Here is a 14,247-nt window from a genome sequence, read left to right on the forward strand (position 1 = left end):
GCGGGCATGGTTTCCATAAAGGGGAACAAAAAAGGTGAAAAGTGTTGGAATAGATCTCCTTCACTTTTCACCTTATATAATTTTACCGGCAGATAATTATGCCAGGACTGCTGCTTTGCTTAATACTTCTGCCATTGTTTTACCAATGTTGGCAGGGCTTTCCACTACGTGAACACCACATTCCGCCATGATCTTCATTTTTGCAGCGGCGGTATCTTCAGCACCACCAATGATAGCACCTGCGTGACCCATACGGCGTCCCGGAGGCGCGGTTTGGCCGGCGATGAAACCAACAACCGGTTTAGTACCGTTTGCCTTGATCCACTGGGCTGCTTCTGCTTCCATGCTACCACCAATTTCACCGATCATGATGATACCTTCTGTTTCAGGATCGTTCATCAGCAGTTCCACAGCGTCTTTGGTAGGGGTACCGATGATTGGATCTCCACCAATACCGATGGCGGTAGAAACGCCTAAGCCGGCTTTTACCACCTGATCAGCTGCTTCATAGGTTAAAGTACCGGATTTGGATACGATACCGATCTTACCTTTTTTGAAGATAAAGCCAGGCATGATACCTACTTTAGCTTCATCTGCGGTGATAACGCCAGGGCAGTTTGGTCCGATGAGGCGGGTAGTTGTACCCTGCAGGAAATTCTTCGCCTTGATCATATCCTGTACAGGAATACCTTCTGTGATACATACCACCAGAGCAATACCAGCTTCGGTAGCTTCCATGATTGCGTCAGCTGCAAATGCAGGAGGTACAAAAATGATAGAAACATTTGCCCCGGTTGCCTTTACTGCGTCGGCTACCGTGTTGAACACCGGGCGTTCCAGGTGTGTGCTGCCACCTTTACCGGGGGTAACACCACCCACTACCTGGGTACCATACTCGATCATCTGTGTAGCGTGGAAAGTACCTTCAGTACCGGTAAATCCCTGAACAATCACTTTGCTATCCTTATTAACTAAAACACTCATCGCGCTTGTTTTATTGGTTTAATATTATATGTCTGATTCTTCTGGACGGCAAAAATAAGCCGATTTCCATAATTCTGCAATTTAGTGCCTTTAAGATAAAGCTACCAATTGGTTTGGAAAATAATTGGCAATAAATAAGGAGTGTTCGCAAGCCAGCAGTACCAATAATAACAGATCTAAATACTATATATTATCTTTTTTACTGATAATCATATACTTTACTGTTCTCCCTGTTCCTTTTTCAGCTGCTCCCGCCACTTTCCGTCTTTAAATAATTCCAGCTGCCGCATTTCTTTTGCTTCCCGCAGGAACTCGGAGGCGAAAATGAAGTCGTTTAATTTCTGGTCCTTGCTGAATACGATATCTTTATTACTACCCTCCCACTGTTTCTGGCCCTGGTACATATATACAATATGGTCGCCGCTTTCCATTACGGTGTTCATATCGTGGGTATTAATAACAGTTGTGATATTGTATTCCTGGGTGAGTTCTGTAATGAGCTTATCAATAAGCAGGGAGGTTTGCGGGTCCAGACCGGAGTTGGGCTCATCGCAGAAAAGATATTTCGGGTTGAGCACAATGGCGCGGGCAATGCCCACCCTTTTCTTCATCCCGCCGCTGATTTCAGCGGGGAACTTTTTAGCGGCTTCTTTCAGCTGTACCCTTTCGAGGCACTCCGCAACCCTGGCTTTTTTCTCTTTCAGCGTGCCTTTGCCAAACATTTCCAGGGGAAACATCACATTCTGTTCAACGGTCATACTGTCGAACAGGGCGGAACCCTGGAACAGCATGCCTATTTCCTGGCGTATTACCTTCTTCTCTTTTTCATCCATCGCGGTAAAGTCCTGTTTATCGTACAGTACTTTACCTTCGTCCACCCCCATCAGTCCTACAATGCACTTCATCATCACGGTTTTACCGCTACCGCTGGCGCCAATGATGAGATTTACTTTACCGGGTTCCATTATTGTTGATACGCCCTTCAGTATTTCCTTATCCCCAAAACCCTTTCTTATGTCTTGCAGTTCAATCATGATTACAGTAATATGGCCGTTAATGCGTAGTCCATGAATAATATCAGCACGCAGCTTACCACTACGGCAGTAGTGCTGGCTTTACCTATTTCCAGTGCGCCACCGGTTACGTTATAGCCGTAATAAGCAGATACGCTGGCAATAATAAACCCGAAAGTATAGGATTTGGCCATCGCAAAAAATACGTTGTATGCCTTGAACTCCTGCCGGAGCCCCTGCATAAACTGCTCGGAAGAAATAATGCCCGAAAGCTCACCTGCTTCCTTGCCACCCCAGATACCCAGGAAACCCGCAATGGCTACCAGTACCGGTATCATCAGCACTGCGGCCATAATTTTAGGCGCTATCAGGTATCCTTTGGTATTGATCCCCATAATTTCCAGGGCGTCAATCTGTTCAGATATCCGCATATTACCCAGTTCTGAGGCTATTTTTGATCCGATTACGCCCGCCAGTACAATACAGGTAAGCGTTGGCGCAAATTCCAGGATAATAGTATCTCTTACCACCTGTGCGATGGTACTTTTTGGAATGATAGGACTTACCAGCTGATACGCCGTTTGTAAGGTAGTTACCCCTCCCATAAACAGGGAAATAATAAATACTATCCCAAACGACCCTACGCCGATATCCACACATTGCTGCATAAATTGCTTCCAGTACATCTTCATGTTTTCCGGGCGGGAAAACATGCCTTTGAGCATGAGCAGGAAGTTTCCGAAATGATAGAAGAATTTGAACTCCATAACTGATCAAAGATAGGAAGGATTTTTTCAATCATATCCTAATTTAAGATTTAATGCAGGGCTTAACGTAAACTACTCACCAGCAAACGCTTCAGGCTACGCTCAATAATCTCCCCCATCGTTTTACAACGGGAAAATACGGCATCATGATAATATTCCGCCAGCTCATCCCCCAGCTGCTGGATCTTTTCGGGGAAAGAAACGCGGTCGGTCATGATCACATCCCGCAGGTCTTTAATGCGGTGCCGCTGCACTTTAATACGACGGGCAATTACCGCACGTTCTTCCTGCTGATACTGTTTTACTACTTCTGCATTGAGATGTTTAATGGCGAGGTCCACAAATACCCGGTTCTCTTTAAAGTACTGCGGCATATATAAAGTACGCCTGCCTTCGTAAAACTGCTGGTCAAAATCAATGGCGCGGATACGGAACTGTACATCATCAAAATCCGGGGTAATATCAAAAATGAAATTATAGGAGCGCATGTCGCCCAGCAGCCGTACAAAGCACCGTTCATTGAACTTTACAAATTCCTTGGCGATACGTTTCGGGTTAAATTCCGGCCTGTTCAGGTAATGCAGAATAAACTGATCACCCGGCACCCCGGCAATATGTTCTTCCACGAGGGTATTACCATCGATCAGGAAGTTCATCCAGTAGGGAGATAGAATATGCTCCAGTTCCAGGCCGTAAATACGGGAGGCATCGGCAATCTTGATATAAAAATAGTCGTATACTTCGTTGTAATTATTGACAATCTTAATCCGGAAAGGATGCGAATTCCCAAATGTACAGTAGTCGATCCGCTCAATATGCAGGTGTTCTTCCGCTGTTTGGTCGCCACCGGCCTTCAGAATGGAGTACACCCGTTTTAACCCTGCGTGGATAGATCCTACCATACTCTGGGGATAAAAAACGGTTTCCCACAAAGTATCTTTCCCTTCCTTGTCGTACACCGATATTGCCTGATCATAATACCGCAACTCCTCGTAAGATATAGGCAGCTTCACTTCCCGCTCATACATTTTAAGGTAATTGCGGAAAGCGGAGTTGATCGGAAAAAATATCTTCTTTCGGGAAATAGTTTGCATAGGATAAATATAGCGGATTTTGTCTTTCTCAGGATTAAACTGATTATACTGATTTAGGGATTTGATCACTTTTGATTTTAAAAGATTCGGGGAGATATAAGCGGGTATATTCGCTTATATCTCCCCAAATCTTTTAAAAATCTGAAAAACAAAATCAGTAAAATCAGTTTAATCCTGAGAAAGACAAAATCCGCATCGCCGAAGGCGATTTACTTCTTTTTCTTCTTCTTGCCCTTCTCTTCTTTCTGCTCTCTGCAGCATTTCTCCTGGGCGTCTACCACGGCGATGTTCACCATGTTAACAATTTGTCTTACCGTACTGCCCAGCTGGAGGATATGCACCGGCTTCTTCATTCCCAACAGGATAGGACCGATGGCGTCAAATCCGGCCACTTCCTGCAACAGGTTATAAGCGATATTACCAGCGGCCAGGTTAGGGAAGATGAGGGTGTTTACTTCTTCTTCCAGTAACTCCGTGAACGGATAATTATCTTTCAGAATTTCCTTATTAAAAGCCATTGCTGCCTGGATTTCTCCATCTACAATGAGGGAAGGATCACGTTGTTTTACTATTTCACGGGCTTTGCTCATGGTTTGCGCTTCCGGCGTCTGGCTGCTGCCAAAGTTGGAATACGACAGCATGGCAATGCGCGGCGTCATATTAAAATGCTTTACTTCCTTCGCTACCATCATGGTGATATCCGCCAGTTCTTCTGCCGTAGGGTTGAAGTTCACGGTGGTATCCGCGAGGAACAAAGGTCCGCGTTTGGTTTGGATGATATACATACCGGCTACGCGTTTCGCACCTTCTTCCATACCAATTACCTGCAGGGCCGGGCGGATGGTATCGGGGTACTTACGGGTCAGTCCGGAAATGAGCGCATCCGCCTCCCCGGTTTCCACCATCATACAGCCAAAGTAGTTACGTTCGCGCATAATTTTACGCGCTTCGTAGAGGTTCAGCCCTTTGCGCTGGCGTTTCTGGAAAAACAGATCTCCAAAGCGGTGACGCATTTCCTTCATCTCTTCACTCTTCGGATCTATGATCACCACATCATCAATTTCGATGGCGTTTTCCAGCATCAGTTCGCGGATACGGGCTTCATTACCCAATAAGATCGGGTAGGCGATGCCTTCGTCATTCACTACCTGTGCGGCTTTCAGCACTTTCAGGTTATCTGCTTCCGCAAACACAACCTTCCTCGGATCGCGGCGGGCTTTAGTACCGATTACCCGGAAGAGCTGATTATCCAGTCCGAGGCGGTGATTCAGTTCATTCCGGTATGCTTCCCAGTCGGTGATGGGGTGATGCGCCACGCCGCTGTCCATTGCTGCTTTAGCTACGGCAGGTGCTACGGTGCTGAGCAGGCGTGGATCCAATGGTTTAGGAATGATATATTTCGGTCCGAAGAAAATATTTCTTTCGTTATAGGCCAGGTTCACGATATCAGGTACCGGCGACTTTGCCATATCGGCCAAAGCCCTTACTGCTGCCAGTTTCATGGCCTCGTTAATCTGTGTGGCTCTCACGTCGAGGGCTCCACGGAAAATGTAAGGGAAACCCAGTACATTGTTCACCTGGTTAGGATAATCGGAACGGCCCGTAGCCATGATAATATCCGGGCGTGCCGCGATGGCTGTTTCATAAGCAATTTCCGGATCGGGGTTTGCCATTGCAAATACGATCGGGCTTTTAGCCATGCTCTTGATCATTTCGGCTGTCACCACATTACCTACAGATAAGCCCAGGAACACATCTGCGCCCTTCATGGCTTCTGCCAGTGATTTAACTTTCGTGCTGGTAGTGAATTGTTTATGTCTGTCGGAAAGATCCTGGCGGTCTTTATTCAATACGCCGTCTTTATCAAACATGATAAAGTTTTCCGGTTTGGCGCCCAGTGCCACATACAGCTTTACACAAGCCATAGCAGCGGCTCCTGCGCCATTTACCACTATTTTTACTTTCTCTATTTTCTTTTTTACCAGTTCCAGTGCATTCAGCAATGCGGCAGAAGAAATGATGGCCGTACCATGCTGGTCATCGTGCATGATCGGAATCTTCAGTTCTTTCCTGAGCCTGTCCTCAATTTCAAAGCACTCCGGACTTTTGATATCTTCCAGGTTGATACCCCCGAAAGTAGGCTCCAGCGCCTTTACAGCGGCCACAAAGGTATCCGGATCTTTTGCATCCAGTTCTATATCAAATACGTCAATATCAGCGAATATTTTAAACAATACTGCTTTCCCTTCCATCACCGGTTTACCGGCTTCAGGGCCAATATCTCCTAAGCCCAATACAGCGGTACCATTGCTGATAACGCCCACCAGGTTGCCTTTCGCGGTATATTTGTAAACGTTTTCTACATCATTGAAAATTTCTTTGCATGGCTCTGCCACTCCGGGAGAGTATGCGAGTGAGAGATCCCATTGTGATTTTGTGTCTTTCGTAGGTATGACTTCTATTTTGCCCGGCCTGCCCTTTGCATGATAATCCAACGCATCCTGCTTATTCAGTTTCTTTGCCATATAAATATAAGATTGTTATTGGGCGTGCAATATACGAAGTATTGAATTAAGGGCAGCCACCCAAATAGTGGGATATCCTCTCATAATTACGCCTGCTAACCATTAAAATTACTTACTTTTACAGCGTTAAACATTCGTAAATATCATGATACAACGCATCCAGAGTCTCTATCTGCTATTGGCTGCCGCCGCAGGCGCTGCTGCTCTGTCTTTCGATTTGTGGAGAGCTACCCTTTCCAATGGCGTAAAACAATCTGTAAACGCTTCCAGCAACTATCTCCTGTTTGTACTGTACATCATTATTATCCTGCTGGCCCTCGTCACTATTTTCCTTTTTAAGAAACGTAAACTGCAGTTCCGGCTGACAATATTTAACATTCTTTTTGGGTTCGGAGCGCTGGCATATCAATATTATGTGGTACAGCAAACGGCTAATAAACTGAACACCGGCGGCATTACCATTACCTCGGCGTCTTATTTGCCTGCATCTTTCTTACCTATCGTTGTCATCATACTTTTATTCCTCGCAGCCAGGGGAATTTATAAAGATGAGAAACTGATCAAATCACTGGACAGACTAAGATAAACAGGATGTAAAGTCCTTCGCATAAAAAAGCCATTGTCTTTACGTGTGTAAAGACAATGGCTTTTTTAATCTATATCTTTATTTCAGGAACTTCCCGGTATAACTTTCTTTTACTTTTTTCAATCCTTCCGGTACGCCGGCATACAGTAAATTACCGCCACCAGCGCCGCCTTCAGGCCCAAGATCAATTACCCAGTCGGCACTCCTGATCACATCCAGGTTGTGTTCAATGACCAGTACGGTATGTCCCTGTTCAATAAGGGCATTGAAGGAGTCCAGCAATTTTTTAATATCATGAAAATGCAGGCCGGTAGTAGGTTCATCGAAAATAAACAGGATGTGTCCCTGGGCTTTTCCCTTACCCAGGAAAGACGCCAGCTTCACACGCTGTGCCTCGCCACCACTCAGTGTATCACTGCTTTGTCCGAGTTTTACATATCCCAGTCCCACACTGCTCAACGGGCGTATTTTGTTGCACACATCTTTTTCCTCTTTGAAAAATTCCAGCGCTTCGTCTACTCCCATTTCCAGTACTTCATAAATATTTTTCCCTTTATAGGTTACTTCGAGTACTTCGTCTTTAAAGCGTTTACCACCGCAGCTTTCGCAGGTAAGATGTACATCTGCGAGGAATTGCATTTCCACAATCACTTCCCCTTCGCCTTTACATGCGTCGCAACGGCCGCCATCAACGTTAAAGGAGAAATGTTTTGGCTGGAAGCCGCGCATCTTGCTCAGTGGCTGTTTGGAATACAGATCCCGGATCTCATCATACGCTTTGATATAAGTTACCGGGTTGGAACGTGACGATTTACCGATTGGGTTCTGGTCAATCATTTCCACCTGTGTAACGTCGTCCAGCGCACCTTTGAGCGCTTTGTGATTTCCTACCCTTTCTGCAAATTCACCTTTCAGCTTCATCAGGGCCGGGTACAGGATTTGTTTAACCAGCGTGGTTTTACCCGATCCGCTCACACCACTGATCACGGTTAATACCTGTAAAGGAAAATCAACGGTAATGTCTTTCAGGTTATGCTGACGGGCGCCTTCAACGGTAATCGCTTTTTTCCATTTACGTACTTTCGCCGGCGGATCAATCGTAAACTGGCCGCTGAGATACTTACCGGTAAGGCTTTTACCATCTTTTAAGATCTGCGGATAGGTGCCTTCAAAAATAACTTCACCGCCCAGGTGACTCGCCAGTGGCCCCATATCGATGATATAGTCGGCTTCCTCCATCATCTGCTCATCATGTTCCACTACCACCACGGTATTCCCGAGGTCGCGCAATTCTTTCAGTACCGCAATCAGGCGGTGGGTATCCCGCGCATGCAGTCCTATGCTGGGTTCATCAAGAATATACATGGAATTGGTGAGGTTACTTCCCAGGGTGCGGGTAAGCTGAATACGCTGGCTTTCGCCACCACTGAGGGTATTGGCCACACGGTTCAGGGTAAGGTATCCTAAACCTACATCCAGTAAGGTTTTAATCCGGTGATTAATTTCAAGCAGGATACGCTTCCCGATCTGTTGTTCAAACTCATTGAGTTGCAGGTTGTCGAACCATTCCTTCAGATTGGACACCGGCATATCTACCAGTTCGGCGATACTGCGGTCGCCTACTTTTATATAAAGCGCTTCTTTGCGTAAACGTCCGCCGCCACAATCCGGGCAAACGGTGCGTCCGCGATAGCGGGCCTGTAACACGCGGTATTGCACCTTGTACAGGTTTTGTTCCACCATTTTAAAGAACTCGTTCAACCCGTAAAAGTGTTCGTTACCCGTCCAGAGTAATTTCACCTGTTCATCGGTAAGTTCTGCGATGGGCTTATGCACCGGGAAACCAAATTTGCGCGCGGTTTTTATGAGCGCTTCTTTGTATTCGCCCATTTTTTCTCCGCGCCACGGGGCCACGGCGCCTTCAAATACGCTTAACCGTTTGTCGGGGATCACCAGGTCGGCATCGATGCCCAGCACCTGTCCGAAACCTTCACAGGTAGGACATGCGCCATATGGATTATTGAAAGAGAACAGGTTGGGTACCGGTTCTTCAAACTGGATACCATCCAGTTCAAAGCGGTTGGCAAAATGCTGCATCTCCTTACCATCAATTTCCACGTAGCAATCGCCTTCACTTTCATAAAAGGCGGTTTGTACGCTGTCGGCTATACGATGTTTATCATCTTCCTCAAAATCCTTTGCTACCAAACGATCTATGAGCACCCATGCATTATCCGGAACCGTTATTTTCTTCTGTTCCAGCAGTTCTTCTATGCGTACCAGTCCGGTACCTTCACTACCGGGCATGTATAAACGGGAAAAGCCTTTCTGCACCAGGATGTTCAGTTCTTCTTTTACCTCTCTTTTGGCATGCCTGCGGAAGGGAGCAAGGAGTAACACTTTTGTGCCATTTTTCAGTTTTGTGATATAATCCACCACATCACTTACTTCATGTTTTTTTACCAGTTTTCCGGAGATGGGGGAATAGGTTTTACCCACCCTTCCATACAGCAACCGCAGATAGTCATAAATTTCCGTCATCGATCCCACGGTAGAACGGGGCGTACGGGTAATCACTTTCTGCTCAATCGCAATCGCGGGACAAATTCCCTTGATGTAGTCTACATCCGGTTTGTTCATCCGCATCAGGAACTGACGGGCATAAGAACTTAAGCTTTCCGCATACCTGCGCTGGCCTTCCGCGTACAGCGTATCCATAGTGAGGGAGGATTTCCCGGAACCGGACACACCAGTAACAACTACCAGCTTACTGCGGGGAATGGAGACGCTTACATTCTTAAGATTATGTACCCTGGCTCCTTTTATGAAAATATGGTCCTGTGGGCTAACTTCCTGAGGATCAATTATGCTTGTTTGTTTCTTTACTTTTGTTGCCATGACGGAACAAATTTAAGGGAAAAGATGTTAGTTCGGCGGCTTGCTTTTTACAGATGTCCGCAATACGCTAAAAGCTAATACCTATGCGCTGAAAGCGATTTTTTATTATTTGTTTTATTGAACTAATCTTTTATATTTGCATAGGACCAGATCTATCTCGCTGGACAATCCAAAAATCATCATTAACTAAAACTGTTCAATATCGCTTAAACTCTACTTAATTAAAACAACCAAACTGGCTGTAAAGTCTGTAATTATTTACTAACCCGCCTAGTTGTAGAAGTTTATGCAAGTAATGTACAAATTGTGCGATGAGCAGTTGATTACCCTCTTTAAAAAGGGGCATTCTTCCGCATTAGAAGAGTTGGTTCACCGTCATAAAGATAAGGTGTTCACTTCTATCCTGTTACTGGTGAAAGATTCATTCCTTGCGGAAGATATTTTCCAGGACACCTTCATTAAGATTATTGACACCATCAGGGCCGAACGTTATACTGAAAAGGGAAAGTTTTTACCCTGGGCGATGCGCATTGCGCATAACCTGTGTGTGGATCATTTCCGGAAGATCAAGCGTACACCAATGATCAGGACCGGAGATGACAAAGACATCTTTGATGTGCTGGGCTTCAGCGACAGCTGTGCAGAAGAAAAGCTCATTACCCGTCAGAGTCATGACCGCGTTCGCAGAATGCTGGACATGCTGCCGGAAGAACAGCGGGAAGTAATTATCCTGCGACACTATGCCGAATTAAGCTTTAAAGAAATTGCCGATCTCACGCAAGTGAGTATCAATACCGCACTAGGTCGGATGCGTTATGGTCTGATCAATCTCCGGAAAATGATGACGGAGAAACAAATCTGTCTATGAGGAACCCTTTTTTTTGCTTGCCAGCAACGAGCGGCCGGATGTAATGTCCGACCGCTCGCTATTTTAGGGAAGGTCTGTTTTTATAAACGTTCAAATATCATAGCAGCGCCCTGCCCCACTCCTACGCACATGGTAGCCAAACCATATTTAGCTCCGTCCCTTCGTTTCATTTCATGCAGCAGCGTAGCCGTAATCCGCGCACCACTACACCCCAGCGGGTGACCAATAGCAATAGCGCCCCCATTTACATTCACGATATCCGGATTTAATGCCAGATCGCGCATACAGGCGAGCGACTGTGCCGCAAACGCTTCATTCAGTTCAGCCAGGTGCAGCTGGTCCGCCGTGATGCCCGCGCGCAGCAAAGCCTTCTTTGATGCCGGCACCGGGCCTATCCCCATAATTGAAGGATCTACTCCCGCTACTGCCATGCTTTTTATTTGCGCCAGCGGCCGAAGATTAAACTGCTTCAATGCCTTTTCAGATACAATTAACACCGCAGCTGCGCCATCGTTGATACCGGAAGAATTACCGGCTGTAACAGAGCCGCCTTTTGCAAATGCAGGACGTAAGCCGGCGAGCTTCTCCAGTGTGGTATCGCGCGGATGTTCATCTTTAGAAAAAATCACCTGCTCTTCTTTATTGGGAGTGATGGGCACCGGGATAATTTCATCCTGCCATTTACCGGCATCCAGGGCTTGCCTGTAAAGCGTTTGACTTTTTAACGCAAAAAGGTCCTGCTCCTCCCGGCCAATATTCCACTGGTTCGCCACATTTTCTGCGGTTTCTCCCATAGAAAAAGGATAATACATATCGGCCAGTTTTTTATTAGTGAAACGCCAGCCAATAGTGGAATCATACATCTCAGTTTTACGGCTGAAAGCACCGTCGGATTTACTCATCACAAAAGGCGCACGGGTCATGCTTTCCACGCCGCCGGCCAGGTACACGTCTCCTTCACCACACATCACTGCACGGGCGGCATCCATGATCGCCTGCATACCGGAAGCACATAAACGATTTACAGTATTACCGGCAACAGTTACCGGCAAACCAGCCAGCAATGCGGCCATACGCGCCACATTCCGGTTATCTTCACCGGCCTGGTTGGCAGCGCCGGCAATTACATCTTCTATTACAGCAGGATCGAGAGAAGGATTTCTTTCCATCAACGCCTTCAGCAGATGAGCCAGCAGATCATCCGGGCGGACGGTACTTAATGCGCCCCCGTAACGGCCTATCGGCGTACGCACCGCATCTACAATATATGCAACTTGCATGTGGTTGTTTTGGTTTATATGCAAATAAAACACATCCCGCCAACTCAACCAATAAAACATAACGCCCCTTTTGCACAGAAATTCGCAAAAACCGCCAGATATAACCGGATTCCCGCCTTTCAGTAATTGTTGCTTGACTCCTCCCCTTGCCGGGCCTAGTTTTGCCGCTGTCATTAATTCTATCAAAAAATAACCCCAAAATGAAACACCTAAGTAGCGTGGTGTGGCTGGCAATCTGTTTGCTCAGCACTACACCTGTAATTGTGAAAGCCCAACAACCCGCGGGTGAAAATGAGGCGAACCTCTCCGAACTTTTGTACAGACCCATTAAACCCACTGCCAAAATCATGGAAGGCCCGGAACCGTCCCGGCAGGTAGCAACGCCCCGTGGCGCCGTAAACGTAAGAAATCTCCGCGCCGCCCCCAGATGGAACCTGGCTGCGGACAACACCACCGCACGGCAAATCAATATCGATAACCTCCAGTTGCTGCCGGACAAAGTGATCACCGTTAAAAAAGTGAACGCACCGCTCTATTGCACGCCTCCGACCGTAACTATCGGCTGCTGCAGCTATTCCATCAAAGATGAAGTAGCCAATAAAAGCCTGATGTACGCCTCTCCTGCAGCGGTGTTCAGCAACGAAAACGATGCACGCACCTTTGCCAGCAGCCTGTCGCCCAAAGTTCCCTTCTTCCTCCCGTATACCAACAGCAAAGTGTATCCGGCAGGCGCCTGGAAGTATGATAACGGCAATGGCCATGGCTCAGTGGATTACCTCAAAACCAGCGACGCCTATGGCCCTGGCATCGATCCAACCTTTGGCGTATACGCTTCCGCCGCCGGAAAAGTAGTGACCGCCATGTGGGACCCCTTCTTCGGAAATGTGGTGATCATAGAACATAAAGCAGCAGACGGAACATCCTATCGCACCGGCTACTTCCACCTCCGTGGCGGTTTTGATCATGATGTGGCGAACGCAAAAGTCATTAAAGTGAATGACCCCAACGACAAAGACGCCCGCGATACCAAGTATAAAAAATTTGCCAACCTCCCCAACCCGTCACAATTACTGTGGGGTACCAACGCCCAAAAGCTGAAAGTAAAAGCGGGAGATTATGTATACGCCGGCCAGCAAATTGCCTGGGCTGGTAACACGGGCTTTGGTGGCGCCGGCTGGGGACTTAACCAGGACGGCACCCCTACCAATCCCAATACCGGCAACAACCACCTGCATTTTATGCTCTGGGTGAAAAGTCCCGGTACTGGCGCCGACTGGATGGAAGTAGATCCCTATGGTGTGTATGCTACTTCAGAAAGCAGCAACAGCTCCTGCTATGAAATAGGCGCCAACGGCGGATTTAACCGCTTCTTTGCACCTTTCTATCCTTCTTTCCACAATGTACCGGTGCAGTATATCACCCAATACTGGGGCTACTATACCGGCATGGGGATGGCACTGCAAACTTTGAGCGTACATAAATCCGGTAACCAGTACCTCGCATCCGGCTCTTTCCAGCAGGGACTTCCCGGCGCCTGGTATTGCCGCATTAACATGAACAGCACCCAGTACCAGCAGTACTTCGACGAATATTATGGCAAAGGATATATTCCCCGGCAGATCTCCGTTACCAACGATAACGCCGGTAATCCATTGTTTACCGCTATCTGGCAGAAAAGAGGCAATGAAAACTTTGCCGCCGTACACAATGCAACAGATGAAGTATATGCCGCCAAATGGAAAACCTACGTGGAACAGCAGAAAATGCGCGTAACCGAGCACGTAGTATACTATGCCGGCGGTAAACGCTACCATGCCGGGGTATTTGGCAGCAGCAATCCCGGAGGGTTTTACATGTATTATGGCATGAATACCAACGACTTTACAAAGAAGTTCGAGGAATTAAATAAAGCAGGTCTGATGACAGTGAATGTAAACATCGAGGAAAACGGGAGCCAGAATAACGTAGGTGGGCTCTGGTGGCCTAAGAACAAGGCGTACTATTCGTATATGAATATGACTCCGTCCGACTACCAGGCTAAGTTCACCGACCTGACGGCCCAGGGATACCGGCTGTTCAGGATCCAGGGATACGACAATTCCTCCCATTTTGCCGCTATCTGGATGAAATAAGCCGAATACGCCTTTATAAGCGGATGCCACAGCTGGAAACGGCTGTGGCATTCAGTTTTAAAGGACATTCTGTCAGTACGCCAATATTACGTATCTTTGC

Annotated in this window: 10 protein-coding genes; 3 read left to right on the plus strand and 7 right to left on the minus strand. The window is 47.0% G+C overall.

Features of this window, described 5'->3' with window-relative positions:
• Nucleotides 1-96 precede the first annotated feature (96 nt).
• The 5 genes from sucD to V7S65_RS26275 form a co-directional block, all read right to left on the minus strand.
• Nucleotides 97-984, minus strand: a complete 888-nt coding sequence (gene sucD, locus V7S65_RS26255) for a succinate--CoA ligase subunit alpha (RefSeq protein WP_079471030.1) — start codon at nt 982-984, stop codon at nt 97-99.
• Nucleotides 985-1,202: 218 nt separating this feature from the next.
• On the minus strand, nt 1,203-2,018 hold the full coding sequence (locus tag V7S65_RS26260) for an ABC transporter ATP-binding protein (protein WP_079471031.1): 816 nt from the start codon (nt 2,016-2,018) through the stop codon (nt 1,203-1,205).
• Between the two features lie 2 nt (nt 2,019-2,020).
• On the minus strand, nt 2,021-2,764 hold the full coding sequence (locus tag V7S65_RS26265) for an MlaE family ABC transporter permease (RefSeq protein ID WP_079471032.1): 744 nt from the start codon (nt 2,762-2,764) through the stop codon (nt 2,021-2,023).
• Between the two features lie 62 nt (nt 2,765-2,826).
• Complete coding sequence (locus V7S65_RS26270; RefSeq protein WP_079471033.1) at nt 2,827-3,858, minus strand: hypothetical protein; 1,032 nt, start codon at nt 3,856-3,858, stop codon at nt 2,827-2,829.
• Between the two features lie 209 nt (nt 3,859-4,067).
• Nucleotides 4,068-6,383, minus strand: a complete 2,316-nt coding sequence (locus tag V7S65_RS26275) for an NADP-dependent malic enzyme (protein ID WP_079471034.1) — start codon at nt 6,381-6,383, stop codon at nt 4,068-4,070.
• A gap of 145 nt (nt 6,384-6,528) precedes the next feature.
• Between V7S65_RS26275 and V7S65_RS26280 the strand changes: the two genes are divergently transcribed.
• On the plus strand, nt 6,529-6,969 hold the full coding sequence (locus V7S65_RS26280; protein ID WP_079471035.1) for a DUF4293 domain-containing protein: 441 nt from the start codon (nt 6,529-6,531) through the stop codon (nt 6,967-6,969).
• A gap of 78 nt (nt 6,970-7,047) precedes the next feature.
• Here V7S65_RS26280 and uvrA read toward each other — a convergent pair whose 3' ends face one another.
• The gene (gene uvrA, locus V7S65_RS26285; RefSeq protein WP_336389018.1) at nt 7,048-9,867 is read right to left on the minus strand and encodes an excinuclease ABC subunit UvrA; all 2,820 of its coding nucleotides are present in this window, start codon (nt 9,865-9,867) and stop codon (nt 7,048-7,050) included.
• A 286-nt stretch (nt 9,868-10,153) separates the two neighbouring features.
• Between uvrA and V7S65_RS26290 the strand changes: the two genes are divergently transcribed.
• Entirely contained in the window at nt 10,154-10,735 is a 582-nt protein-coding gene (locus tag V7S65_RS26290; protein WP_235015960.1) for an RNA polymerase sigma factor, read from the plus strand.
• A gap of 80 nt (nt 10,736-10,815) precedes the next feature.
• Here V7S65_RS26290 and V7S65_RS26295 read toward each other — a convergent pair whose 3' ends face one another.
• Nucleotides 10,816-12,015, minus strand: a complete 1,200-nt coding sequence (locus V7S65_RS26295) for a thiolase family protein (protein WP_336389017.1) — start codon at nt 12,013-12,015, stop codon at nt 10,816-10,818.
• 200 nt (nt 12,016-12,215) lie between these two features.
• Between V7S65_RS26295 and V7S65_RS26300 the strand changes: the two genes are divergently transcribed.
• A complete protein-coding gene (locus V7S65_RS26300) occupies nt 12,216-14,147 on the plus strand; it encodes a M23 family metallopeptidase (RefSeq protein WP_111579917.1) in 1,932 nt (643 codons plus the stop codon).
• Nucleotides 14,148-14,247: the final 100 nt, after the last annotated feature.

Origin of the sequence: Chitinophaga sp. CCNWYY40 (assembly GCF_037483205.1) — a bacterium.
GTDB lineage: Bacteria > Bacteroidota > Bacteroidia > Chitinophagales > Chitinophagaceae > Chitinophaga > Chitinophaga ginsengisegetis.

Coding starts and splice junctions, on each gene's coding strand:
- sucD (WP_079471030.1), bottom strand. CDS start 984: ATGAGTGTTTTAGTTAATAAGGATAGCAAAGTGATTGTTCAGGGATTT.
- V7S65_RS26260 (WP_079471031.1), bottom strand. CDS start 2,018: ATGATTGAACTGCAAGACATAAGAAAGGGTTTTGGGGATAAGGAAATA.
- V7S65_RS26265 (WP_079471032.1), bottom strand. CDS start 2,764: ATGGAGTTCAAATTCTTCTATCATTTCGGAAACTTCCTGCTCATGCTC.
- V7S65_RS26270 (WP_079471033.1), bottom strand. CDS start 3,858: ATGCAAACTATTTCCCGAAAGAAGATATTTTTTCCGATCAACTCCGCT.
- V7S65_RS26275 (WP_079471034.1), bottom strand. CDS start 6,383: ATGGCAAAGAAACTGAATAAGCAGGATGCGTTGGATTATCATGCAAAG.
- V7S65_RS26280 (WP_079471035.1), top strand. CDS start 6,529: ATGATACAACGCATCCAGAGTCTCTATCTGCTATTGGCTGCCGCCGCA.
- uvrA (WP_336389018.1), bottom strand. CDS start 9,867: ATGGCAACAAAAGTAAAGAAACAAACAAGCATAATTGATCCTCAGGAA.
- V7S65_RS26290 (WP_235015960.1), top strand. CDS start 10,154: ATGCAAGTAATGTACAAATTGTGCGATGAGCAGTTGATTACCCTCTTT.
- V7S65_RS26295 (WP_336389017.1), bottom strand. CDS start 12,015: ATGCAAGTTGCATATATTGTAGATGCGGTGCGTACGCCGATAGGCCGT.
- V7S65_RS26300 (WP_111579917.1), top strand. CDS start 12,216: ATGAAACACCTAAGTAGCGTGGTGTGGCTGGCAATCTGTTTGCTCAGC.